At 61.8% G+C, this 25,275-nt stretch carries 23 protein-coding genes; 17 read left to right on the top strand and 6 right to left on the bottom strand.

Translation table 11 applies throughout. The features are described 5' to 3' along the window. Window positions 1-1,077, top strand: a complete 1,077-nt coding sequence (locus ABH939_RS07335) for an ABC transporter substrate-binding protein (RefSeq protein WP_404649519.1) — start codon at window positions 1-3, stop codon at window positions 1,075-1,077. Between the two features lie 17 nt (window positions 1,078-1,094). On the opposite strand, the gene ABH939_RS07340 is transcribed toward ABH939_RS07335, so the two are convergent. Then, window positions 1,095-1,649, bottom strand: coding sequence for a GNAT family N-acetyltransferase (locus ABH939_RS07340; protein ID WP_404649520.1), 555 nt, complete (start codon window positions 1,647-1,649; stop codon window positions 1,095-1,097). A gap of 162 nt (window positions 1,650-1,811) precedes the next feature. Here ABH939_RS07340 and ABH939_RS07345 point away from each other — a divergent pair, with 162 nt between their 5' ends. Then, on the top strand, window positions 1,812-2,210 hold the full coding sequence (locus tag ABH939_RS07345; RefSeq protein WP_003942678.1) for a membrane protein: 399 nt from the start codon (window positions 1,812-1,814) through the stop codon (window positions 2,208-2,210). Between the two features lie 75 nt (window positions 2,211-2,285). Further along, window positions 2,286-3,731 (top strand): hypothetical protein, encoded by a 1,446-nt coding sequence (locus tag ABH939_RS07350; RefSeq protein ID WP_007734950.1) that lies wholly within the window; start codon window positions 2,286-2,288, stop codon window positions 3,729-3,731. On the opposite strand, the gene ABH939_RS07355 is transcribed toward ABH939_RS07350, so the two are convergent. Together ABH939_RS07355 and ABH939_RS07360 are read right to left on the bottom strand one after the other, a co-directional pair. Then, entirely contained in the window at window positions 3,709-4,086 is a 378-nt protein-coding gene (locus ABH939_RS07355; RefSeq protein ID WP_007734948.1) for an SHOCT domain-containing protein, read from the bottom strand. The two genes, ABH939_RS07350 and ABH939_RS07355, sit on opposite strands and share 23 nt — an antisense overlap. Window positions 4,087-4,219: 133 nt before the next feature. Continuing rightward, a complete protein-coding gene (locus tag ABH939_RS07360) occupies window positions 4,220-4,471 on the bottom strand; it encodes a three-helix bundle dimerization domain-containing protein (RefSeq protein ID WP_007734945.1) in 252 nt (83 codons plus the stop codon). A 191-nt stretch (window positions 4,472-4,662) separates the two neighbouring features. On the opposite strand from ABH939_RS07360, the gene ppk2 reads away from it, so the two are divergent. The 4 genes from ppk2 to ABH939_RS07380 are packed head-to-tail and all read left to right on the top strand — an operon-like array spanning window position 4,663 to window position 10,988. Then, complete coding sequence (gene ppk2 / locus ABH939_RS07365) at window positions 4,663-5,493, top strand: polyphosphate kinase 2 (RefSeq protein ID WP_085989950.1); 831 nt, start codon at window positions 4,663-4,665, stop codon at window positions 5,491-5,493. Window positions 5,494-5,520: 27 nt separating this feature from the next. Next, a complete protein-coding gene (locus ABH939_RS07370; RefSeq protein WP_054187745.1) occupies window positions 5,521-8,262 on the top strand; it encodes a cation-translocating P-type ATPase in 2,742 nt (913 codons plus the stop codon). 17 nt (window positions 8,263-8,279) lie between these two features. Then, window positions 8,280-9,974 (top strand): SulP family inorganic anion transporter, encoded by a 1,695-nt coding sequence (locus ABH939_RS07375; protein WP_003942720.1) that lies wholly within the window; start codon window positions 8,280-8,282, stop codon window positions 9,972-9,974. A 48-nt stretch (window positions 9,975-10,022) separates the two neighbouring features. Next, window positions 10,023-10,988 carry an endonuclease/exonuclease/phosphatase family protein gene (locus tag ABH939_RS07380; protein ID WP_372027571.1) on the top strand — a complete coding sequence of 322 codons (966 nt, stop codon included), beginning with the start codon at window positions 10,023-10,025 and terminating at the stop codon, window positions 10,986-10,988. 36 nt (window positions 10,989-11,024) lie between these two features. On the opposite strand, the gene ABH939_RS07385 is transcribed toward ABH939_RS07380, so the two are convergent. Continuing rightward, entirely contained in the window at window positions 11,025-12,023 is a 999-nt protein-coding gene (locus ABH939_RS07385) for an Lrp/AsnC family transcriptional regulator (protein ID WP_228402203.1), read from the bottom strand. A 214-nt stretch (window positions 12,024-12,237) separates the two neighbouring features. On the opposite strand from ABH939_RS07385, the gene ABH939_RS07390 reads away from it, so the two are divergent. The 7 genes from ABH939_RS07390 to ABH939_RS07420 all read left to right on the top strand — a co-directional run bounded on the left by ABH939_RS07390 (window position 12,238) and on the right by ABH939_RS07420 (window position 20,558). Next, window positions 12,238-13,503, top strand: coding sequence for a DUF3100 domain-containing protein (locus ABH939_RS07390; RefSeq protein ID WP_404649521.1), 1,266 nt, complete (start codon window positions 12,238-12,240; stop codon window positions 13,501-13,503). Window positions 13,504-13,555: 52 nt separating this feature from the next. After that, window positions 13,556-14,770, top strand: coding sequence for an amidohydrolase (locus tag ABH939_RS07395; protein ID WP_209448607.1), 1,215 nt, complete (start codon window positions 13,556-13,558; stop codon window positions 14,768-14,770). Then, on the top strand, window positions 14,767-16,125 hold the full coding sequence (locus ABH939_RS07400) for an L-serine ammonia-lyase (RefSeq protein ID WP_083057417.1): 1,359 nt from the start codon (window positions 14,767-14,769) through the stop codon (window positions 16,123-16,125). The genes ABH939_RS07395 and ABH939_RS07400 overlap by 4 nt, the downstream gene beginning before the upstream one ends. A gap of 126 nt (window positions 16,126-16,251) precedes the next feature. Continuing rightward, window positions 16,252-17,157 (top strand): hypothetical protein, encoded by a 906-nt coding sequence (locus ABH939_RS07405; RefSeq protein WP_242430738.1) that lies wholly within the window; start codon window positions 16,252-16,254, stop codon window positions 17,155-17,157. 126 nt (window positions 17,158-17,283) lie between these two features. Beyond that, complete coding sequence (locus ABH939_RS07410) at window positions 17,284-18,429, top strand: serine hydrolase (protein ID WP_209448606.1); 1,146 nt, start codon at window positions 17,284-17,286, stop codon at window positions 18,427-18,429. 305 nt (window positions 18,430-18,734) lie between these two features. Then, window positions 18,735-19,421, top strand: coding sequence for a TetR/AcrR family transcriptional regulator C-terminal domain-containing protein (locus ABH939_RS07415; RefSeq protein WP_209448605.1), 687 nt, complete (start codon window positions 18,735-18,737; stop codon window positions 19,419-19,421). A gap of 9 nt (window positions 19,422-19,430) precedes the next feature. After that, window positions 19,431-20,558, top strand: a complete 1,128-nt coding sequence (locus ABH939_RS07420; RefSeq protein WP_209448604.1) for an NAD(P)/FAD-dependent oxidoreductase — start codon at window positions 19,431-19,433, stop codon at window positions 20,556-20,558. Window positions 20,559-20,573: 15 nt separating this feature from the next. On the opposite strand, the gene ABH939_RS07425 is transcribed toward ABH939_RS07420, so the two are convergent. Together ABH939_RS07425 and ABH939_RS07430 are read right to left on the bottom strand one after the other, a co-directional pair. Beyond that, window positions 20,574-21,425, bottom strand: coding sequence for an SDR family oxidoreductase (locus tag ABH939_RS07425; RefSeq protein WP_050656490.1), 852 nt, complete (start codon window positions 21,423-21,425; stop codon window positions 20,574-20,576). Between the two features lie 102 nt (window positions 21,426-21,527). Beyond that, window positions 21,528-22,271 carry a GntR family transcriptional regulator gene (locus tag ABH939_RS07430; protein WP_007734901.1) on the bottom strand — a complete coding sequence of 248 codons (744 nt, stop codon included), beginning with the start codon at window positions 22,269-22,271 and terminating at the stop codon, window positions 21,528-21,530. 96 nt (window positions 22,272-22,367) lie between these two features. On the opposite strand from ABH939_RS07430, the gene ABH939_RS07435 reads away from it, so the two are divergent. Genes ABH939_RS07435 through ABH939_RS07445 form a run of 3 tightly spaced genes read left to right on the top strand, consistent with a single transcriptional unit; the run spans window position 22,368 to window position 25,273 of the window. Next, window positions 22,368-23,495 (top strand): TIGR03364 family FAD-dependent oxidoreductase, encoded by a 1,128-nt coding sequence (locus ABH939_RS07435; RefSeq protein ID WP_007734899.1) that lies wholly within the window; start codon window positions 22,368-22,370, stop codon window positions 23,493-23,495. A gap of 25 nt (window positions 23,496-23,520) precedes the next feature. Further along, window positions 23,521-24,198: a phosphonatase-like hydrolase gene (locus tag ABH939_RS07440; RefSeq protein ID WP_030535653.1), complete on the top strand. Its 678-nt coding sequence runs from the start codon at window positions 23,521-23,523 to the stop codon at window positions 24,196-24,198. A gap of 25 nt (window positions 24,199-24,223) precedes the next feature. Further along, a complete protein-coding gene (locus tag ABH939_RS07445; protein WP_054187752.1) occupies window positions 24,224-25,273 on the top strand; it encodes a 2-aminoethylphosphonate ABC transporter substrate-binding protein in 1,050 nt (349 codons plus the stop codon). Window positions 25,274-25,275: the final 2 nt, after the last annotated feature.

The following is a 25,275-nucleotide window of genomic DNA, read 5'->3' on the forward strand; positions in this document are numbered from 1 at the left end:
GTGTTCAGATCTGCCCGTCAGAGAATTCGTCCCCAGCGGAGGCGACGAATCGTTGTTGCGCTCATGCTGGCGGCGGCACTGCCTCTGACCGCCTGCACACAGTCGTCATCGGAAGCCCAGGAAAACAATTCATCGGCATCCGCCGTCGAGGACGGCGCCTATCCCGTGACGATCAAGCACGCTTTCGGCGGGACCACCATCGACAAGGAGCCGACACGGATCCTCACCCTCGATTCCGCAGCGGCAGACACGGTCATCGCCCTGGGTGTCACTCCGATCGCGATGCAGAAGGACTCTTGGGCCGGCGACGCCGACGGGTTCCTGCCGTGGACCCGCGCCGAACTCGAAAAGTCGGGCCAGACACTGCCCACGCCTGCGCCGTACTACTCCGACAGCGGCGAGCTACTGTTCGAGCAGATTCTCAATGCCGCGCCTGATCTGATTCTTGCCCCGTACTCGGGCTTCTCCGAGCAGGATTACCAGCGCCTGAGCTCGATCGCCCCGACCCTCCCGTACGACACCAAGCCGTATCAGCCCAGCTCGTGGCAAAACCTCGCCACCGATGTCGGCAAGGCACTCGGGCGTCCCGCTCAGACCGCGGCGCTGATCAAATCGGTTGAGGAATCGGTCCAGGAATCGAAGGCGAGTCATCCCGAATTCAACGGAGTCACTTTCGCCTTCGGTTCCTACATCCGTGAAGGAGAAACCGAAACCGCCATCTACGGTCCGGACGATCCGCGCGTCAAGTTTGTCGAAAACCTCGGGCTCACAGTCGCTCCCGACGTGGTGAACGGCGCCAAGAACTTTGCCGGCGACTCGTTCCTTTTCGGCATCAGTATGGAAAAGCTCGACACGATCAACACCGACGTGTATCTCGGTTGGGCAAGCGATCAGTCGGAAGTCGACAGCACATTGGCCAACACTCTGTTCTCGCGGTGGCCGGTCATCGCCAACGGCAAGGACCTGTGGATCACCGACAATCGCCTGACTGCAGCAACAATGTACGTCAGCCTTCTGAGTGTTCCGTGGGCGACCGACGAACTCGTGCCACAGTTGACCGAACTGGTCGCAAAATAGCAGCCCGCTCGGTCTGATCAAGCAACTGAAGGCCACTCACCGCGAAGTGTCGCGAAAACCACGGTGTCGGTCCACTCGTTCTTGATCCACGCGTTCTGCCGAAAATGTCCCTCTCGCCTCATACCGATCCGCTGCGCGAGTCGCGCCGAGGATTCGTTTCTCGAATCCATTCGCGCGACCACGCGGCGCAATCGGGGTGTCGCGAATCCTCGGCCGCCGAACTCGGGCGAAAATGCCCACCCGAGTTCGGCGGTGTGCTCGACTTCGGCTGTGCAATCAGATTCTTCGACTCGCCAAGCACTCACGCTTCCGACAACCCGGCCCCCGCACTCGACAACAAGTGCCACCGCGCCCGATGCCAGGTCGCGGCGAGACATTCTGGTCTGCACGGCCTCCCGAGCCTCCGCGAGACTCCAGGGTTCGTTGAGCAAATACCGGCATACGTCGCTGCGCCCGTAGAAGGTGAGAAGATCCCGGTGATCGCCTGGGCGGTAGGTACGGAGCACCAGCCGGTCCGTCCGGATCACACCCGGTGCAGGCCTCATCGCCACACCTACGTCCGCCATATCCATGCCGTCACGGTAGGTTCTTTCGAATTCGTAGGCGAATGAATATCGCAATGCTGTGCAGCGCTCAATGTTTGATTTGCCCTCCGACGGGCTACTTCACCACCGTAAAAGGTCGGGACAGGGAAATATGCCAGGCTATTTCGCGCTTGAAATCTAGGGGCGGTCATGTCCGAGGATTCACTGGTAAAGCAGGGTGTGGCAAAAGGAAGCGCGCTGGGCGGAGCCGTTCTCCTCATCACAGTCGGCGTGCTCGAAATCCTCCAAGGCATCTCGGCGATATCGGAGGACGACGTGACAGTCGTCGGCCCGGAATACGCGTACCAATTCGACCTGACTTCGTGGGGATGGATCCACCTCGTACTCGGTGTGCTCGTCACCGCTGTCGGAATCATGCTCTTCACCGGCGCGACGTGGGCACGGGTAGGCGCGATAGTCATCTGTTCTCTGTCGATCCTCGCGAATTTCCTGTGGCTACCCCACTCGCCGTGGTGGTCGATCATCATCATCGCGCTCGACGTATTCGTCATCTGGGCCGTCGCGACCTGGAATCCCGAGGTCATCTGAGGTCACCCGCCGAATCATCTTCGCAGTTCAGCATTTCAACTGTGCGCCAGTAGTTTCCGTCCCGGGAGGACCATCATGGCAAACGGCACGAGTGACGGACCACTCCAGGAGGACGAACGTGCCGAACTAGCCCGGTTGCGCGAAGAGGTAGCAACACTTCGCGAGCAGACTCCCAGCGCCCGCGAAACGACCGTCGAGAAAGTCTCCCGACCACCTCGACATGGGCTGCGGTGGACCGCGGTGACAATCCTGCTGGTGCTGGTCGCACTGCTCGCAGTCTTGTCGGTAACCACCCGCTTCGTACGTAGTCAGATCCTCGACACGGACCGCTACGTCAGCACGGTAGCGCCACTGGGTGAGAATCCAGCCGTGCAAGCGGAGATCACGAATCAAGTCACGGACGAGATCTTCGATCGCGTCGACGTCGAAGGGCTCACCACCGAGGCACTCACGGCATTGACGGACGTGTCGAATCTCGAAGCCAACGCGCCTCGCGTGGACCAGGCGTTGGTGGGTTTGGCACCGGTGATCGCCGGCCAGGCGAAGAGTTTCGTCCACGACACAGTGGCCTCGCTCGTTCGGACGCAGCAGTTCGAAGACCTTTGGATTCAGGCGAACCGAGCGGCGCACAACTCCCTCGTCGCCGTCATGACCGGAAACTACGGACCCGACTCGGTCGAGGTCGACCAGAGCGGAACGGTCAGCATTTCACTGAGCACGATCATCGACCGGGTGAAAACGGCGCTGACCGACCGCGGCTTCGCTTTCGCAGACAAAATCCCGTCCGTGGACAAGGAGTTTGTTCTCTTCCAGTCCCCCGAGCTGGTGAAGGCGCAGCGCGCCGTCTCGGCACTCGACAAGGTCTCGGCGGTGCTGCCGTGGTTGGGAATCGCTTGCGCAGCAGCCGCTGTCGCCGTTGCGCCAACCGGTCGCAGGCTTCGTACGCTGTCCCTGGTCGGTCTGTCGATTGCGTTGGGAATGCTTGTTCTTGCGATCGGAATTCTGATCGGACGTGCAATCTACCTCGACAGTGTCCCTACCGATATCCTCTCGCCAGACGCCGCCACCGCTGTCATCGACACAGTTCTGGTTCCGCTTCGGACGAGCCTTCGCGCGGTTGCGGTCCTCGGTGTGGTGGTGGGGCTCGGCGCCTACCTGATCGGTGGGTCGTCGTCGGCGATCGCCGTTCGTCGAGGCTACGGGCAGGCGTTGGACTTCGTCCGGCATTCTGCAAGCGGCCGAACGCCGAATCAGGTGGAGCGGTGGGCCAATCAGCTTCGTGTCCCACTGCGCTGTGCCATCATCGGCATCGCCGCCCTGTTGCTGCTCTTCTGGCGCTACCCCACCGGATTGGTCGTTGGTTGGATCGTCGTCATTGCGCTCGTTGCTCTCGTCGCACTGGAAGTATTGGTTCGTCCCGCACGCGCCGCCGCGCAGGACGCCGGGCCTGACGACGGCGGAACCGACGACGCCAGGCCCGGGGCAGAAGATACGAAAACTACGCCAGCGCCTTTGCCTTGATGGCCTGGAATTCCTCTTCGTTGATCGCGCCTGAGTCGAGAAGCTCTCTGGCGTCGGCGATCTGCTGAGTCGGCGATTTCCCGGCGACCTTTCGAATGTAATCACTCTGCGCGTGTATGTGCTCTTGAGCGGCTTCCATCGACCGCCTCGTCATTCCGTCATTCTTGACGACCACGTAGATCATCGCGGACAGGAATGGAATGACGAAGAGGAATATCATCCACAACGCCTTGGCCCAGCCCGAAGTCTCGTGATCACGGAACAAGTCGGTGATGATCGAGAACAACACGCTCAAGTACGCCACAAAGGCAAAGCAGACGAAGATGAACCAGAAGAATTCCCAGAAGCCTTCCATGTCAACGCTCCCTATACTCGGTTTTACACATCAGGAGTTCGGGAGGCTGACGTTCCGCGCCTGAGCTCCTGCATTCGGCCAGAACTCCCTGGTCCAAGGTCATTTCAGTATGCGCCGACGATCCCCGTTCCGGCTACAGCTCGAGAGAGTTCAGACTCGCCGACCGCTCATCCATTATCGGAATCACGATTCTCCGATCCGAGATCTCTTGTCTGGCCGCTTTTTCGACCAGAAGAGGCACGAAGTCGCGGATCCGACATCCCGCAAAACGCTGGTGAATTGTTCGCACTCTGTTTTCGATCTCCGGTGGAGGAACGGCGGGATAGCGGGAAATGAGGCGAGTGATCACCCGCTCGACGTGGAGCAACTCTTCGTCGCCAGTCATCCATTAATGGTCGTCCGTCCAGCCGAGCACGTCAAGACTCGGAAAGGGTTCGAAAACAACACGATTCGGGTCTCGATTGCGAAGAGAATAGGTTCACCGAATATGGGGCATACACATAAGGGCGGACGGTTCCCCGCGCGCTCGCGTTGCGCTCATGATGCCAGGGAGTGGAAGTGGGAAAGAACGCTCGGATTCTTCACGACGACACCCCGTCGACCCTTACCGACGACGCGCCGCCCGTGGCAGAAAAGCCGATGAAGAACAAGGTGTACCGCCGCAAACTCAAGCCGTTGCACGGCGAACTCGTGGCTTTGCAGGAGTGGGTCAAATCGTCTGGAGCCAAGGTCTGCATCGTATTCGAAGGTCGAGATACCGCGGGGAAGGGCGGTGTCATCAAAGCCATCACCGAGCGAGTGAGTCCGCGAGTGTTCCGGGTCGTTGCGTTACCCGCCCCGACCGAGCGAGAGCATTCGCAGATGTATGTCCAGCGCTACGTCCCGCATCTTCCGGCTGGCGGTGAGATCGTCATCTTCGACCGAAGTTGGTACAACCGTGCCGGTGTAGAACGAGTAATGGGCTTTTGCACCGAAGAACAAGCACATCAATTTCTCCAGCTCATTCCGACCGTCGAACGCGCGATCGTCGAATCGGGAGTCATTCTGCTCAAGTACTGGCTCGAGGTCAGCGAAGAACAGCAGCTCTTACGTCTGCAGAGCCGGATCGACGACCCTCGAAAGATCTGGAAGCTGTCGAATCTCGATCTGAAGTCGTTCAGTCATTGGTACGACTACTCGCGTGCCCGCGACGAGATGTTTCGCTTCACCGACACCGGCTGGGCGCCATGGTATGTCGCAAACAACAATGACAAGAAACGCGGACGACTCAACATCATCAGCCACATTCTGAGTCAGATCCCCTACGAGCCCGTGCAATCCACGGACATCACCCTGCCGAAACGGCAGAAGGCTCACGGCTACCAGACGCCCAAACAACCGCTGCACTGGATTCCGACCCGGTATTGACGATCGCCAAGGAAAGGATGTGCGGTCATGAGCCCCACGCCGTGGCATGCGCAGAGTGGCGAATCAGTCGTGTCCGTACTGCAGTCGGACCCGGAGCGCGGACTGCAGTCGGATGAGGCCGACCAACGGCGACGACGCTACGGGTCGAACGAAATCACCTCGACGCCACCGCCGTCGACGTGGTCGATCGCGCTGTTGCAGCTGAAAGATCCGATGAACTTGATGCTCGTCGCCGTGGCCGCGGTCAGCATCGCCATCGGTGAAGTGCCGACAGCAATCGTGGTGGCGGTGCTCGTCGTGCTCAACATCGTCCTCGGAACTCGACAGGAGTTGAAGGCACGGGCCAGCGTCGACGCCCTCGCCAAGATGCAGACGCCCCAAGCACGGGTCATTCGTGACGGGAACCTGATTCAACTCGACGCTACCGAACTGGTGCCGGGTGACATCGTCCAAGTCGAGGCAGGAGACATCATCGCTGCCGACGGACGGTTGCTCGCCACCACCACCCTGGAGACGCAGGAAGCCGCATTGACCGGGGAAAGCGCGCCGATACCGAAGGACCCGAATACGCTGAACAACGAGGATATTCCGCTCGGAGACCGCAGCAATCTGGTCTTCCAGAACACCTCGGTCACCCGCGGCACGGCGACCATGGTGGTCACCGAGACCGGGATGCAGACGCAGATAGGCCGGATCGCGTCGATGTTGTCGGCGGTCGCCCCTGGCAAGTCGCCACTTCAACGTGAATTGGACTCTCTCACCAAACTTCTCGGAATCATCGCGTGGACGGCAGTGATCGTCATCGTCGTCATCGGGCTCCTTCGTGGGCAGGACCTGACTACGCTTCTGCTCCTTGGTATCGCAATGGGAGTGTCCGCGATTCCGACCGGCCTGCCAACATTCGTCCAGGCGATGCTGGCCTACGGTGCCCGTCAACTGGCCGACGCCAAGGCCGTCGTGAAGAACCTGACCGACGTCGAAACACTCGGCGCGACCAGTGCAATCAACTCGGACAAGACCGGCACGCTGACCATGAACCAGATGACCGTCCGATCGCTGTACGTCCACGGCCGTTGGTACACGGTCGAGGGCGAAGGCTATGCCAAAGCGGGAAGGATAACGCAGGTTGCCGGCGAGGCGCCGCCCGACTTCACCCTTCTCGCATACGGACTGTGTCTCGACAGCGATGCAACGGTTTCCGATTCCGGGGAAGTTGTCGGCGACCCGACCGAGGCCGCGCTCGTGGTGCTCGCGGCAAAGATCGGTGCCGACGCCCCACTCACCAGACGGACCTACCCGCGGGTGGCGACGGTTCCGTTCGATTCCGCGTACAAGTTCATGGCCACGTACCACCATCTCGAAGTCGACGGCGTAAGTCAGTTCGTCGGATTGGTCAAGGGCGGACCCGATGTCGTCCTCGCTCGGTGTTCTTCGGCCTTTCTCCCCGGCCGTCGGCAGGTCCCGATCGAGGAAGTCCGAGACGAACTCACGGCAGCAAATCAGTCCATGTCCGAAAAGGGTCTTCGGGTGCTGGCATTCGCGGTCAGACGCCTCGACGGACGGGAAGACGCTGTCGTGGCCGACCCCATGTCCTTTGTCGAGGACCTGACGTTTGTCGGTATGGCAGGCATCATCGACCCGCTGCGTCCGGAGGCGGTCGATTCGGTGCGAACCGCACACCGGGCCGGCATCGAGGTCCGCATGATCACCGGCGACCATGCCATCACCGCCGCAGCGATCGGTGCCGAACTCGGACTCGGCCCGGGCTCGGTGGGCGGAGGCGAGTTGCAAGCGATGACCGATGAAGAACTGTCGACCGCGTTGCCGAACCTGCACGTGTTCGGCCGCGTCACTCCGCAGGACAAACTTCGCTTGGTCGATGTCATGCAGAGCGGTGGCGCCGTCGTCGCGATGACCGGAGACGCGGTCAACGACGCCGCCGCGTTGAAGAAGGCAGACATCGGCGTCGCCATGGGCTCGGGCAGTGAGGTGACCAAACAGGCGGGCAAGATGGTGCTCACCGACGACAACTTCGGCACCCTCATCACCGCGATCACTTTGGGCCGCAACATCTACGGAAAAATCGTCTCGTACATCCGCTACCAGATGTCGAAACTCTTCTCCTTGGTTCTCCTCTTCCTCGCTGCGAGCATCTTCAACATCAACGAGGGTGTGGCACTGACGCCACTGATGGTGCTGTTCCAGCACTTCTTCATCACACTGTTCCCCGTCGCCGTGATCATGCTCGACCCGCCGCCACCGGATCTGATGAACAAGCCTCCGCGCGATCCCAAGATGCCGATCGCACATCGAAGCGCAGTCGCTCAGTGGCTCGCGTACGGTGTCCTGCAATTTGCCGTGACACTCGCGGCGATGCTTCTCGCACCCGGTGAAATGAGTACTTCCGATGCGAATGTTCCCATGACCACAGCATTCGTAGTGCTCTCTCTCGGTTCGATTCTCGCGGGGCTTACCATGCGGCGTGATCCCGAGTCCGGCGTGGTTCCACCGGTTCTCGGTGCCATCAAGATCTTGACGATCCCCACGGTCGTGACCGTATTCGCCGTCGAGGCGGGCGTCCTCCAGGACCTCCTCATGACAACCTCACTGACCGGCGCCCAGTGGCTCGCCTGCCTGGGTTGGTCGCTGATCATCCCGGTTGTCGTCGAGTTGGACAAGGCAATTCGACGCCGCCGCCTCGCACAGGCACCTGCGCCCCTCCCTGCGACCACCGCGGTTGCCCCCGAGCGCGCCCGTTCGCTCCACTGAGGGAGGACAATCAAACGATGATGTGGGCGGAGAGTCTAGGTCGGCTACCGGGCGTCGCGACTGCCCGTGGGTATCGCCGCGAGTGGTTGCGAACAGACGTCACTGCCGGACTCGTCTTGACTGCCCTGCTCATCCCGGCAGGCATGGGCTACGCCGAGGCCGCCGGGTTGCCTGCGTACGCCGGGCTGTACGCCACCATCGTGCCTTTGCTCGCGTACGCGGTAGTCGGGCCCTCGAAAATCCTTGTACTCGGACCTGATTCGTCACTGGCGCCGCTGATTGCCGCCGCGGTAATACCGCTGGCAGTGGTCGGCGATTCGGAGAATGCGCTTGCACTAGCCGGTGTTCTCGCCATTCTTGTCGGACTCATCCTCGTGATCGGCGGATTCCTTCGTCTCGGCTTCGTGACCGAACTCCTCTCGAAACCGATCCGCCTCGGCTACCTCAACGCCATTGCACTCGTCGTCGTAGTTGGTCAGATTCCCAAGCTGCTCGGATTCTCCGTCGACGCGTCCGGTCTACTCGGTGAAATCGGCGGGATCTCAAAGGCCCTGGTGGGTGGCGACGTCGACCCCCTCGCTGCCGCCATCGGTGTCGGTTCGCTAGTCGTCATAGTCGCCTTCCGGCTCTGGGTACCTGTTGTTCCCGGCGTTCTGGTGGCCGTTGTCGCGGCCATAGTCTTGTCCGCTGCCGCCGGTCTCACCGATGACATCGGCATGGTCGGCGCACTGCCGGAAGGACTCCCCCTCCCTTCCGTCGGTGGAGTCACCTGGCAGGACGTCGGCCATCTGATCGGGCCCGCCGCCGGTATCGCATTGATTGCCTTCGCCGACACCGGCGTTCTCTCGCGCACCTTCGCCGCCCGCCACGGCGAGGACGTGAACGGCAGTACCGAAATGAAGGCGATCGGTGTCGCGAACGTGGCCGGCGGGCTGTTCGGCGGGTTCCCGATCTCGGCGAGCGGGTCACGAACTCCGGTAGCCGAACAGAGTGGGGCGCACACACAATTGGCCGGCGTCGTCGGGGCGCTCGCGGTCCTGGTGTTCGTCCTCGTCGCTCCCGGACTCACGGCATATCTGCCCGATGCAACACTGGCCGCCGTCGTCATCGTCGCCGCGTGTGCACTGATCGACGTGGGCGGCATGGTCCGCATGTGGCGCATGAGCACCGTGGAATTCGGCCTCGCCGTCGCGGCGTTTCTGGGCGTCGCCCTGGTCGGTGTGCTACAAGGCATCCTTGTAGCGATCGGACTGTCCTTCGCAGCGGTCATCGCGCAGGTATGGCAGCCACATCGAACCGAACTCGTCGAGACGGGCGAACCCGCCGGATTCCACGACATCGAACGCCATCCAGATGGGCATCGCATCCCCGGCCTGGTGTTGGTGAGGTTTGACGCGCCACTGTTTTTCGCGAACGGCGAGATCTTCGACGAGTACGTTCGCTCCGTCGTCGCCAAGGCGCCAGATCCGGTCGACTGGGTGGTTATAGCCGCCGAACCGATCACCGGACTCGACACAACGGCAGTCGACGAACTCGTCGATCTGGATACATTCCTCGAAGGCAAAGGAATTCGGTTGGCATTCGCAGAGATGAAAGGTCCGATCAAGGATCGACTCATCCGATTCGGAGTCGGGGATCGATTCGATTCGACGCACTTCTACCCGACCGTCGAAGCCGCCGTGAACGCATTCCGCACCCGAACCGGCGACTGACAAACTCCAGGCAGTCGGGAGCCGTGGCTGCATTGGGTACCGTTTGGTATGGGACTCACGACGGACAATGTTCCGGCACGCCGTATCGCTCAGGTCGCCGGCGTGGGCGGTATCGCCGTCGGCGTTGTCTCGCTGATCGCGTTGTACTCCACCAAGCCGATCAACCCGTTGATCGCCGTGGCCTCCTTCGTCCCGATACTGCTTGCGGTCACACTCGCAGCGTCCCTGATATGCCTGGTCTTTCGCCGCTGGATCCTGCTGGCGATCTCGGTGGTACTGATTGCGGTGGGCGCGTCGGTGATCAGTCCACTGTATGTGGCAAACAGTTCCGAAATCGACGGGCCGACTCTGCGCGTAATGCAAGCAAACCTTCTCTTCGGGCAGGCAGATCCCGCCAGTTTGACTGCGACGGTGCGCGAGAAGGCAGTCGACGTCCTGACGGTTCAGGAACTGACCACATCACTCGAAGGCTCTCTCAGAGATCAAGGACTCGAGCAACTGCTGCCGCATCACTACTTGGTACCGGACGAGGCCGGCGGGGGTGGCGCCGGTATTTACAGCCGTTATCCGCTGACGGAAACTCGGGAATTGAACGGATTCGGACCGACCAATCTTGTTGCCGAAGTCGGCTTCTCGACTCCGTTCACCCTCCTGGCGGTTCACCCCGGACCGGCGTACGTGACCCCGCCCGACGTGTGGACTGCCGAGCTGAGCACTTTGCGAAACGCGCTCGACGCTGCTGCCGCCGAGGAAACCGTCATCGTCAGTGGCGACTTCAACACCACATTCACGCACAAGCAATTCCGTGACCTCCTCGATGTCGGCTACTCCGATGCCGCAGACCAATTGGGAGTAGGCATCGTGCGCACCTATCCGGCGGACAAGAAATTTCCCGCGATCGTCGGCATCGACCATGTACTTCTGCGGGGCGGACAGGCGAAGTCACTCGAGCGGATCGAGATCGAAGGTTCCGATCACTTCGGCTTGATCGTCGACGTGGCGATCCCCAACTAGTCGGAGAGCACCCGACCCGAGCGAACGAGTTGCGGATCACCCGTGCTTCGGCATGCTTCGACCCGACACATCGATCGTCCGATGCAGGTGATGCGGCGTACGCAGGACGATCGACCGGTCCACCACGGATACGCCCGGAAACTGCTCGGCGAGATAACCTTCCAGACGCTGCACGTCGTCGATCGAGCGCAGCCACACCGCCAATGCGATGTCGTAGCTGCCGATCGTAGAAGCAACAAGCCTCGCCTCACGCAGGTGCGAAAGACGCTGAGCAATTGCCTCCTTTCGCCCGTCGAGACGTAAGAAGTACCAGGCGTAGACCGGCCAACCGGAGTAGGGCCGAGCAATCTCCGTGCGGACGACCAGTCGCCCCGTCGACAGCTCGTGAGAAAGGAGCGCCCCAGCGCGAGCCGGCGTGACTCCGAGGGCCGCAGCGAGTGCCGAGACGGTGACACGTGGTTCGCGAGAAAGAATGTCGAACAGCTGCGACTGTTCCTCTTCGCCGGCGCGTACACCACGAATCTTTCCCGCCGGGGCCGACTCGAGCGCGGCAATTTCTTCCGCATCGAGAGCACGTAGACGCCAGTTCCTCGCGTCGGAGTTCGCCGAGGACACGATCTGAGTTCGCATCGCGGTGATCATCGGCAGGGATTGTGTTCGCTCCAACACGTACCTGGACAATTGATCGAGGTCAGTGCAGGTGAGCGTGACGAGCAGATCCCGATTGCCGGTTGTGAGATCGACTGTGAGAACTTCGGGATCGTGCGCGATCTGTTCGGCAACGCTCATGGTCTGTGCCGGTGCGCATTCGATCTCGAGAAGTGCGGTCGCCGACACGATGGGTCCACCACGGTACGCAGCGATCCACGCTATGCCTTGCGAGTGCAGACGCTCCCAACGCCTGGTCAGGGTGACCGGGTCGGAACCGATCGCGCGTGAAAGCTCGGACCACGACGCTCGCGGCCTGATCTGCAGTGCGTTCAACAGCCGAAGATCGTCGTCCTTGAGCATCTGATCCTGCACCGAGGACCTCACTTTCAAAAGAATGCTGCACCGAAACAGGATCGAAACGCGTCGATCCTAACTTCATCACATCAATAGTCCACCAAATCCTGAGCCTCGAGAACCCTTACTTCTTGCGTTCGTTCGCCCCCTCGAGAAAGACACCGACATGACCGAAGCATTCCCTGTCTCGCATGACGATTCCCCAGTCAGCGATCAAACCGCGACGCAAAAAGTCGTTTTTGCCATGCGGTCGCCACGCCTGTGGATCGTGGTGATTCTGCTCCTCGGGCTTGCGGCAGGCGCGCAACTGATCGGCCCCGCAGTGATTCCCGTCGGCGCTGCCGCCATCACGATCCTGCCCATGGTGTGGGGACTGATTGTCGGCGGTGTCGTCTCGAGCCAGAAGTGGAAACCACTCGGCCTCGACCTTCAGGCTGCAGCCTCGGCAATCATGGGCCTGGCTGTTCTCTTGCTTTGTGCAAGGTTGTCTTTCACCATCGGCCCGAACATCCAATTGTTGTTCGAGGCGGGCCCCGCACTGCTACTGCAGGAATTGGGGCACTTGTTCGGCACTATCGCTCTCGCACTCCCGCTGGCGGTACTCCTTCGGATGGGGCCGGCCACCGTCGGAGCAACCTTCTCCATCGACCGCGAGGGTTCCTTCGCGATGGTCAGCGAACGCTACGGCCCCGATTCCGACCAGTACCGTGGAGTCCTGTCGATGTACGTCTTCGGCACTCTGTTCGGTGCCGTGCTGATCAGCCTGATTGCGTCACTGGCTACATCCTTCAACATCTTCGACCCCCTCGCGTTGGCGATGGGTGCCGGCGTCGGATCCGGCTCGATGATGGCTGCCGCTGCCGCCAGCGTCGTTTCGGCGCACCCCGAGATGGCCGACCAGGTACTCGCCGTGGCGGCCACATCCAACATCATCACCGGCCTCCTCGGCGTGTATGTCGGCATGTATGTCGCACTCCCCCTTGCTGATCGAATCTACGGCGCACTCACCAAGCGCTCGAAGACGACCAGCGAACGGAAAGCCGACACTGCCCCACGAGCGGTTGCGCCGAGCGTCACCGTGCCGCTGACCACCATCGTTCCGATTCTGTTCGTCGGTGGGGTCATCGTCTCTTCGATCGCAGCGGGTGGCGTATCTCGATCGATCATCGTCGGTTACTTGATCCTCACCGGATTGTTGCTCCTGGGCGTCGGCGTGGCCCGCCTGACCCGCGGCAAGATCGCGGCGATGATCGCAATCATCACCATCGGTGCCTTGGCGACAACACCGTGGTCCCCCATCGGTGATTTCGTCTCGAGCACCGTCGGGACTGTCGACTTTCTCTCGATCTGCACCCTCACCTTGACTGTCGCAGGTCTCAGCCTCGGCAAGGACCTTCCCTTGCTCAAGACGATCGGCTGGAAGATCGTGCCCGTCGGAATCGTCGCGATCCTCGCCTCTTACCTACTTTCCGTGGTCGTCGCGGAGTTCGCGCTGGGCCTCTGGCACTAGAACTGCACCCGAAAACGCTGAGAACCAAAGATGTTGAAAGGAACCAATACCCATGTCCATCGCTGACACCCGCACCCGCACAGACTCGGTTTCGAGCACGATCGAGAAGTGGGCATCACGCCTCATCGATGTCAGCCACACGATCCATGCTCACCCAGAGCTGGCATTCGAAGAGCATCGGGCATCCGCCCTCTTGGCGGACGCCGCACAGGAAGCCGGCTTCACGGTTACTCGCGCCGCCTACGGCCTCGAGACGGCATTCGAAGCGGTGCGGGGCTCCGGCCCCTTCCGCGTCGTCGTCTGCGCCGAGTACGACGCCCTTCCCGACATCGGTCATGCGTGTGGACACAATGTCATCGCCGCTGCCGGACTGGGAGCAGCTGTCGCGCTCGGAGAGGTCGCGGAGGAACACGGCCTGACCGTCGTCCTTCTCGGTACGCCGGCCGAAGAACATGGCGGCGGGAAAGTCTTGCTGCTCGAACGTGGCGCATGGGAGGGCGCGGCGATGTCGATCATGGTCCACGGCGCTGCAGGTGAAGACGTCAGTTGCACCGTCACCGGAACGCAGGCAGTCGACCGGTTCGACGTGACCTACACCGGACGAGCCGCACACGCGGCCGCTGCGCCACACAAGGGCATCAACGCAGGCGACGCCGCCACGATCGCCTTGGTCGCTATCGGACTCCTCCGTCAACAACTTCCCTCCGACGTCAGGCTGAACGCCTACGTCGAGCACGGCGGCGAAGCAACAAACATCATTCCGGCCTCGACATTGGTGCGAGCGGAAGTTCGGGCCGCAGAACTCGAGGTGCTGTTGGACGCCAAGCGTCGTATGCTCGCCTGCTTCGAGGGCGCAGCTGTGGCCAGCGACTGCTCCTGGTCGACCGAACGCGCCGAACCGCGCTACGAGGAGCTTGTTCAACATCGCGTGCTGGCGACGATCTGGGACGAGGAGATCGCGAGCCTGGGCCGCACCGCGGCCGCCCGAACTCCCCTGACCGGCGGCTCGACAGACATGGGCAACGTGTCGAAGGTGGTTCCCTCGATCCACCCGATGATCGCGTTACGCGGCGTTACCGGAGTTCCTCACACGATCGAGTTTGCCGCTGATGCCCGCTCCGCAGCGGGCGACGAAGCTGTTCTGCACGGAGCAATTGCAATGGCGCGCACTGTGATCCGAGCCGCCACCGGAGACTCGCGCTCCAACCTCCTGACGATTGCGGCCCAGCGCGAGTCAGGAGCGACTACCGTCACGAGCGCCGAATGAGCACCACCGGCGTCTATGTTTCCGCGCTCGAATTCTTCTCCATCGGCATCGGGCCCTCCAGTTCACACACGGTCGGTCCGATGCGAGCCGCCCGCACTTTTGTCGGCGAGCTCTCCGACGCCGGCTTGACCGCGTCGGTCGACCGAATTCGCTGCAATCTGCACGGCTCTCTCGCCGCCACCGGAATAGGGCACTGCACTCCCGACGCGGTGATCGCGGGACTTCGTGGGTTGGATCCTGAAACGTGCGAGCCGAACGACGTTCACGGGCGTTGGGCCGAGCTCTCGGACGGCGGATCGGTGAAGCTCGTCGGCGGCTCACTCAGGCACGTTGTGTTCACTCACGAGGACATGGTGTTCGAGCCGCTCGTTCGCCGTCACGGGCACCCCAACTCGATGACACTGACCGCCTTCAGCGGTCGCGAAATCGTCTGTACGAGTACATATCTGTCGATCGGTGGCGGATTCGTACTGCGCGCCGGAACGGAGACGCAAGCAAGCGCGCATTCGATCAACTCACGCTATCGAACCGCGAAAGAGCTACTGGCGGAATGCGGCTCCGGAACTATCGCCGAGTTGGCACTGTCGGACGAAATCGCGATGCACGGCCAGGATCGGGCATTCACCGGCATCGACGCGATCTGGTCCGCGATGCGCACATGCATCGAACGCGGCACCCAGACCGAAGGTGTATTGCCCGGGCGTCTCGGAGTTCGTCGAAGAGCACGGTCTGCGAACATTCAACTGGAACAACGTAACTGCGCCCCCTCCTCACGCGAGTGGCTGACCGTCTACGCCATGGCGGTCAACGAAGAAAATGCAGCAGGTGGCCGCGTGGTAACGGCTCCGACGAACGGCGCTGCGGGCATCGTGCCGGCGGTGCTCTATCACCACATACGCGCTACGGGCGCCGGCGTTCACGACGTTCGAACCTTTCTCCTCACCGCTGCCGCAATCGGATCGATCATCAAGGCGAATGCCTCGATCTCGGGCGCGGAGGCGGGGTGCCAAGGCGAGGTCGGAGCTGCCTGCGCGATGGCGGCAGCCGGCTTGTGCGCTGTCATGGGCGGATCACCACGACAAATCGAGAATGCAGCTGAGATTGCCATGGAACACCATCTGGGGCTGACCTGCGATCCGGTTGGTGGCCTGGTCCAAATCCCCTGCATCGAACGAAATGCCGTAGCCGCCTCGACTGCAGTCACCGCAGCTCAGCTCGCATACCTCGGTGACGGGACGCATGTGGTGAGCCTCGATACCGTCATCGAAACCATGCGCCAAACCGGAAACGACATGTCCGTGCGTTACAAGGAAACCAGTGAAGGCGGGCTCGCCGTCAATGTCGTCGAGTGCTGAGGAGGATGTCGACGGCAGCGGCGAGGGCGGGCGGACGCCGTCGCCGGAAATATCATCCTCTCGAACGATGAAGTCCGGTGTACCGATTTCTACACTCGGTGACATGACTTTGTGGACGGTGACCAGATGATCGCTCATCACGCTGGAGGAATCCCACTGCACAATTCTTCACGGCACAACACTGCGGGGCCGTCGCGCTCGACGCAGTCCTCAGGTCGCAAGATCGCCGCGTTGATCGCGTTGGTCGCCGGTTTCTCCGCTGCCTTCGTTCTCGCCCCGGGCATGCTGACGAGTAGGCCGGGTGATGGGTACGCAGACCAGGGAGAACTCGTCGAGACGGTCCGCGCCGCGTTCGTCGAATACTGGAGTTCCGGTGTCCAAGCCTTCTCGCCGAGCTTGGAGTCCGCTGTCGACTACTGGCTGCGGTACCACGTGGCCAAGGCCGTGATCGCGGTAATCCTGCTGACGGTTCTGCTCGCACTCGGCCGGATGCTCAATGCGTCGTTCGTGAACGCCGGCCCCCTGACGGCTGGAAAGAAACTCGCATTCGTCTCGGCGGGAGGGCTGGTCACGCTCCTCGCGATGTTTTCCTCGGTACTCGTGATGGCAAATATCCAAGGTGTCGTTGCACCCTTCTCTTCGCTGATCTCGATGTTGCCCGTGGCCCAGGCGGATGGGGCACTTGGCGACACTGTCGGGCAGGTCCGCCAACAGCTCGCTCAGTCGACGGGCACCGGAAACCAGCAAAGCCCTGTCCTCGAACTGATGATCAGCGACTTCGCGCGGTATCACTTGGCCATGGCGGTGATCACGCTGATCGCGGCAGCAATATCACTGATCGTGACTGTGGTCGTGTGGGCACGCTTCGCGAGAACGGCGCGATCCGAGCGACGGACGAGATTCGTGTCGGGGTCGATCGGTCTTCTCGCTGCACTGTTCACGCTGGGATTGATCGTTGTCGGCGTAGCAAATATGGGCACCGCGGCAGACCCGGCACCCGCGCTGGCGGCGTTCTTCAACGGCGGACTCTGACCCAAGTCAAGGGTTCAGGCCAGGGTTCCGTAGTCCCCCGGTACCGGTTGAGGAGGTACCTGGGGACTGCGTCTGCCGTACCCGGGGTCGATGTGTGAGTGCCCTCGGGCAGGCAGAGTTCGACTCATGAAAACCGGAGCAAGACGCATCCTGCTTGTCGGCCTGTGCAGCGCCATGGTTGGAGCTGTAATCAGCTGCAGCACGGACAAATCCACAGACACATCCGACAAGATCATGGACTCGACCATCACCGACCAGCTCGATTCGATCGTCGACGCAGCGGTGAATTCGACCGGGATTCCCGGTGCGATGGTGGGCATTTGGGGGCCCGACGGCAACTACGTCAAGGTTGCAGGAGTCTCGGATACGGCAACCAAAGCGCCGATGGAAACCGACTTCTACCACCGGATCGGTAGCGTCACCAAAACATTTACCGTGACCGCCCTGCTGCAATTGGTCGACGAGGGAAAGATCGGTCTCGATGATCCGATCTCCAAGTACGTCGACGGCGTCATGGAAGGCGATGCGATCAGCCTGCGCCAGCTGGCGGGGATGCGCAGCGGCCTCGTGGCCTACACGACGTCCGAACAGTTTGTCATGGATGTTCTTTCCGACCCTCGCCGATCATTCACATCCGAAGAGCTCTTCGGGTACGTCAAGGACCTCCCACTCCAAATTCGACCAGGAACCACTGTCGACTACTCGAATACCAACACCCTTCTGCTCGGCATGGTCATCGAGAAGGTCACCGGCTCAACACTGTCGGAAGTCATCGACACCAAGATCACCACACCACTCGGAATGGAGCACACCAGCTTTCCCACCACCAACGCGTTCCCGAACCCCCACGCACAGGGATACACCAACCAAACACACGACGAATCCGTGACCGCAGCAACGGACTGGAACCCGTCGTGGGGAGGCGCCGCGGGCGCAATGATCTCGTCGTTGGACGACATGCGCATCTGGGTTCCGGCCTTGGCCAAGGGCGATCTCCTCGCCGACGACACTCAGAAGCAGCGCCTGCACACCGAGCCCCTGGGCGAAGGGGACGACAACTCCGGGTACGGACTCGGATTGTTCAACAGCGGCGGCTGGATCGGTCACAACGGAAGCCTGCCCGGCTACAAAACAGTCTCGGTCTACCTGCCCGAGAAGGACACCACCCTGGTCGTCTTCATCAACACCGACATCGACGGAGAGACCGACCTGACCAGCGCTTTGATGGTGCCGATCACCAAGTTGATCAGCCCGGGCAACGTCTACGGCTGATCACCTCGGGTCCGATCGACAATTCGGACGAAAGTGACATCTCGGGTTTCGATCTGTCGATAGGCTCGACCGTCGACAGATCGAAACCCGAAAGAGGCACTCATGGGATCGTTGAACGACTGGCTTCTCGACAGCGACAGCCCGCTCGTGGGGATTGTGGGTGGCATCCTACTGACGATCGCAATGCTCTCCGGCGGTTCAGGCATGTAACCCACCGCTCCCGATATGGCTCCGCACAGGGTGGACGTTCAGTGCGTGATCTAACGAACATGTTCGTTACGAACATGTTCGTGTACGGTAAAAACATGCCCAACCAGCCAACAGGTACGTCGAGCCGTCGCAATCGTCCGGCCAAACCCGCTCTGACACGCGAGGGCATCGTCAGTACCGCGGTGGAAATCTTGCGGTCGGAGGGCTTGCAGAAATTGACGATGCGTCGACTCGCCCTCGAACTCGACACCGGGCCGGCATCGATGTACGTGTACGTGCGCAATACCGCCGAATTGCACGCCGCCGTTCTGGACACACTTCTCGGAGTGGTCGACCTCGCCGAAAATTCCTCCGGCACTTGGCAAGCTCGCCTTGAACGGGTGTTGACCTCGTACACGGCCGTGCTGTTCGATCATCCCGGTCTCGCCCAGTCGGCACTCGTTTCCCGACCCAGCGGAGTTCACTACGTACGCCTGCTCGAGCGCCTGCTGGCATTGCTCGACGAAGGCGAAGTCCCTCCAGGTCAGGCCGCGTGGGGCGTGGACTTGCTACTGCAGTACGCGACGTCCACTGCCGCCGAACACTCTGCGCCGAACAATTCCGCCGACGCGGATGCCCGATGGAGCGCGTTGACCGACGCAATCCAGAACGCAAACCCGCAGACGCACCCACTCGTCGCAGGCCATGCAACAGCTCTACTTGCCGGTGAACCCTCGGCGCGCCTCTCCTGGGGATTCCGCACGCTCATCACGGGCATCGAGAACACCCCACTCACTTCTTAGGAACCCACCATGAACCACTACCCCATCGCAATCATCGGCGCCGGCCTCGGTGGCCTCACCCTCGCCCGAGTCCTCCATCTCCGCGGAATCGATTCGGCGGTATTCGATCTCGAATCCGGACCGACAGCCAGAACTCAAGGCGGGATGCTCGACATCCACGAAGACTCGGGTCAGATCGCGCTTCGTGCCGCCGGCCTCTATGAGGAGTTCCGCGGCCTCGTCCATCAAGGCGGGGAAGAGACACGCGTCCTCGATCGAAATGCCGTCGTGCACCTGAGCGAGCAGGACACCGGAGACGGCGACCGCCCGGAAATCGACCGCGGCCAGCTGCGTGACCTACTGCTCAGCTCAATTCCGAAGGAAACACTCCACTGGGGAGCCAAGGTCCGCAGTGCTCATCCGTTGCCGGATGGTCGACACGAAGTTCACCTCGCGGATGGCACCCACTTCACCACCGATCTCCTGGTCGGCGCCGACGGTGCGTGGTCGAAAATCCGTCCATTGGTTTCAAACGACACTCCTGCGTACACCGGAATATCTCTCGTGGAGTTCGACCTTCACGACGCCGACAACCAGCACGTGGATGCCGCTGAAACCGTCGGCGGCGGAATGATGTTCGCACTCAGTGCCGACAAGGGCTTCCTTGCCCACCGTGAGACCGACAACAGTCTGCACATCTATGCCGCCCTGCGAGTTCCCGAGAGCTGGGCAGCGAGTGTCGACTTCTCCGACGATCACATCGCGAAGAAGGTTCTGCTGGAACACTTCTCGGACTGGGACGAGTCACTGCGTTCACTGATCGTCGAAGCCGACAGCTCGCTGACCCCTCGCCCCATCCATACCCTTCCCATCGGCCACAGTTGGAGCCGTACTCCCGGGGTCACTCTGCTCGGGGACGCGGCACACGTTATGTCGCCGTTTGCCGGAGAGGGTGCGAACCTGGCAATGCTCGACGGCGCGGAACTCGGCCAGGCGATCGCGTCGCACAGCAGCACGGAGGAAGGGCTAGCTGTCTACGAAGAGCGCCTATTCCCACGCAGCGCCGCGGCGGCACAACAGTCCGCTGATGGACTGGACATGTGCTTCGGCGAGAACGCACCCCAGGGGCTCGTGGACATGTTCACCTCACTCCCGTGACCTGACAAACTCGGATCAGGTCGTCACGTCCACGTGGGCAAGCGACGAGGACAAACCGCGATGGGCTTCAACTTGATCGAGTAGTTGGTGGGCTTTCTGCTCAACCACGGACACTGCATCGGCACCGGCGACCCAACGACGTGGGGGTAGCGGCGAATCGACAAGTGCCACAAGTGCCGCGGCAAGTTTCACCGGATCCCCGCCCTGGGCACCGTTCATACTCTTCCACGCTTCGACGGTCTCGCCGGTCCGAGCGTCGTAATCGTCTATCGACAATTCCGGCCAGACCGACGACGCACCCTCGACAAGCAGTTCGGTCCGGAAGAATCCCGGCTCCACGATCATCGTCCCGATTCCGTACGGTTCGACATCGAATTGCAATGATTCCATCCAACCCTCCAGCGCAAACTTCGACGCCGCGTAGGCTGCGCAAAACTCCTGACCAACCAGGCCCGCAAGCGAGCTGACAGTCACGACACGTCCACTCCGTTGCCTACGCATTACCGGCAACACCGCCCGTGTCACATTGATCGGCCCGAAAAAGTTGGTCTCCATCTGAGCGCGAAGTTGCGCCGGACTGACAACCTCGAAGAACCCGGCGTAGAAGTTTCCGGCGTTGTTCACCAGTACATCGATTCCACCAAATCGTGCAACTGCCGTGTCCACCGCAGCATATGCGGCTTGATCGTCGGTGATGTCCAAGGCAATCACCAACAGGTCGTCATGCGCACCGATCGCTGCAGAAACACGGTCCGCATCACGCCCCGTTGCCACCACCGCGTGCCCGGCAGCAAGAGCCGCCTGAGCAATATCGACTCCCATCCCCCGGCCTGCGCCGGTTACGAACCAGACCTTCTTGTCACCCATGTTCACTGTCCTCCCGTTTGATGGAGTCCAGTACAGAACAGATTCCACGGGCCTGGGAGTGCCTATCGTTCCCGGTAACAGCAGACCCCCTCGACGCCCCTCCTACTCGCGAAGAGTCGTCAAGAAGGCAATACGGTCGCCGCGGTAGAGCGAACGAACGCGCTCGATCGGCACACCGTCCGGGTCGACAGACGTCCGGTGCAATAGAAGCATCGGCATCGAGGTGGTGGACTCGACGAGGGTTGCCTCCCGCGGTGAAGCGAGCACCGTCTCGATCCGTTCGGTTGCGGAGGCAAAGACCACGCCGATGGAACGGATAGCCGCGTACAGCGACGTCGTCGCATCGAAAGCGTCGAGCATCTCACCGAACCTGCTGTCCGGCAGGAACGTTGATTCGAGTCCGATCTTCTCTCCGTCGGCGAAGAGAACACGCTCGAGATGAACGACGCTGTCACCTGGTTCGATACCCAATTCCGTGGCGAGACCGTCGTCGGCCGACATTCGTTCGAAGGTCACAACCTTACGACTGGGTACTCGCCCAGCGCTCAGAGCACCTTCGGTATAGGAACGAATCGATAGCGGCTGAACCAACTTCGGACTCGCGACGACAGTGCCCCGCCCCCGCCGCTCGATTCGCCCTTCGACAAGAAGATCACGAAGCGCTTGACGGACCGTCTCGCGAGCGACTGTGAACCGCGCCGCCAATTCCCGCTCGGACGGGACTGCGTCGCCCTCCTCGAGCCCACTGAGAATGGTCTCGATCTCGGTGCGCACCCGGTAGTACTTCAACTCCGGTTCGATCACGACGCTCGAGGTCCCCGGCCCGGTGGACGTCTGCTGATTCATGGCGCAAGCGTACAAGAATTCGGTCTATACCAATTGTTAACCTGGAGTTCGTCTCGATTCCCCCTATTGGTCTAGACCAAACGTCACTATCTCTACATGCGAATTTTGATTGTGGGCGGAGGGATCCTCGGAACGGCGCACGCCGACGAGGCAATCCGTCGGGGACACGACGTCATCCATCTCGAACGTGAGCCCGAAGCCCGCGGTGCCACGGTACGAAACTTCGGCCTCGTCTGGGTATCCGGGCGAGCCCCGCACGAACTCGAAGCTGCGCTGCGCTCGCGCGAACTGTGGGCAGACCTTGCCGCCCGTGTCCCCGGCGTCGGATACCGCCCAGCCGGCTCCATCACCCTCATGCGCACCGAGGAGGAGGTCGCGGTCGCGCAGGAAGCGTTCTCTCGGCCGGACGCCGACAACCGAGGGTTCGCGCTTCTGGATCCCGACGCCGTTCGCGTCGTCAACCCCGCGCTCCGGGGCAAGTTTCTCGGCGGACTGCACTGCACGCTGGACGCCGCTGTCGAGTCACGGCAAGCGCTCCCCGCCATCCGTTCTTACCTCGAATCCACCGGCCGTTACACCTTCCACGCCGGAACGGAAGCCCGCGAGATCACGACGACCACCTCCGGCGCACACATCCGCGACGACCACGGTCGCAGCTTCGACGCCGATCTCGTGATCGTCTGCCCCGGAGCAACACTCGGCGGATTGGCTCGCGATCTCGCCGGCGATCTCCCGTTGCGCCGTGTGCGCCTGCAGATGATGCAGAGCGCCCCACTCGGCGAAAAGCTCACCACCGCAATCGCTGACGGTGACAGCTTCCGCTACTACCCCGGTTTCGCCGGATCTGCCCTCGATCACCTCCGCACAGTGCAGCCGCAGGAACCGACTGCCGAGGAACACCGCATGCAACTCCTGTGCGTGCAGCGCTTGCACGGCGGGCTGACCATCGGCGACACCCACGAATACGAGGAACCCTTCGACTTCGATGTCGACGAGGCGCCCTATCGCCATCTGTCCGGAGTCGTGGAAACACTTCTGGGACGCGATCTTCCGCCAATCGTCAAGCGTTGGGCGGGCGTCTACAGCCAGTGCATCGACCCCTCACAACTTGTTCACCGCGCACAAGCCGCCGACAACGTCTGGGTGGTTGCCGGCCCCGGTGGCCGCGGTATGACGCTCGGCCCGGCACTGGCGGAACAAACCGCCGACCAGCTCGGTCTCTGAATCTCTCCGACAAGAAAGACTTCTCATGTCTCCGATCACCCTTGCCGTTCTCGACATGGCCGGCACCACCGTCGCCGACGACGGACTGGTTCTTCGCGCCTTCGCTGCCGCCGCTGAAGCCGGCGGACTGCCCGCCGAAGGCCCGGAAGCCGACGCCGCTCGCCAGTACGTCCTCGACACGATGGGCCAGTCGAAGATCGTCGTGTTCCGGGCGATCTTCGGTGACGAAGACCGCGCCCAGGCCGCGAACGCCGCCTTCGAAACCACGTACGACTCCCTCATCGACCAGGGCCTGGCCGAGCCGATCCCCGGCGCCGAGAAAGCCATCACCACTTTGCGCGAGGCCGGCATCAAAGTTGCCTTGACCACCGGGTTCAGCCGATCGACCCAGGACAAACTCCTCGTCGCGCTCGGCTGGAAAACCCTCGCCGATCTCACCCTCTCCCCCGCCGAGGCCGGTCGCGGTCGACCGTACCCGGACCTGATTCTGACTGCCCTGCTCAAACTTTCGATCGACGACGTCCACCAGATCGCCGTACTCGGCGACACGTCCAACGACGTGCTCAGCGGCATTCGTTCCGGCGCATCCATCGTCGCCGGAACTCTGACCGGCGCACACGACGAGCAACAGCTTCGCGACGCCGGAGCCACCCACATCGTCCCGTCGGTGACGGAGTTCGCCGAACTCCTCACCCACTCCTGATCTCACCTCCGAAAAAGGAATCGTCATGCGTCTACGCCCGAGCATCGCTGCGGCCGCTCTCGCCGTGTCCGTCCTTTCGTTCACCACTGCCTGCGGTGGCACCGGCACTGCTGCCGGATCAGATACCGAGACCGTCACCGTATACAGCGCCGACGGCCTGTCCGGTTGGTACAAGGGAAGATTCGACGCCTTCACCGCGCAGACCGGTATCGCCGTCAACCTCGTGGAAGCCGGATCCGGCGAGGTCGTCTCCCGCGTCGAAAAGGAGCAGTCCAACCCACAGGCAGACGTGATCATCACGCTGCCCCCGTTCATCCAGAAGGCCGACGCCCAAGGTCTGCTCGAGCCCAGCGGAATCGACACCTCCGCCGTTCCTACCGACGAGAAGGACGACGCCGGCAAGTACGTACCCGTCGTCGAGAATTACCTCTCGTTCATCGCCAATCCGACTGCATCACCCGCCCCACAATCTTGGGACGATCTGCTCACTGACCAGTTCAAGGGCAAGTTGCAGTACTCCACGCCCGGCCAGGCCGGCGACGGCACCGCGGTGCTCTTGCTGCTCCAGCACCTGATGGGTAAGGAAGGAGCACTCGACTACCTCGGAAAGCTCCAGGCCAACAACGTCGGACCCTCGTCTTCCACCGGAAAGCTCCAGCCCAAGGTCAGTAACGGAGAGCTGCTGGTCGCCAACGGTGACGTCCAGATGAACCTCGCCTCCATCGCCGACGACGGATCGAAGTTCGACATCTTCTTCCCCGCTGGAGCCGACGGCACTCGCACCACCATTGCACTGCCCTACGTGATGGGCCTCGCCAAGAGCGCACCGAGCAGCGAACAAGCCAAGAAGTTGATGGAGTTCCTGCTTTCCGAAGAATCCCAGAAGACCGTCGCCACCGATGCACTCGGCGTATCGGTCCGCGAGGACGTCCGAAGCGCTGCCGGTGAATCCACCGACAAGAACACGCCTTCCGGAGTTCTGCAGGGCGTCAACGTGTGGACCCCGAACTGGAACGACGTCCTCAGCTCGCTCGACGCCGACATCGCCGCTTACCAGAAAGCCACCGGGAGCTGATC

Source organism: Rhodococcus sp. 27YEA6, assembly GCF_044908235.1.
GTDB classification, from domain to species: Bacteria; Actinomycetota; Actinomycetes; order Mycobacteriales; family Mycobacteriaceae; genus Rhodococcus_F; species Rhodococcus_F qingshengii.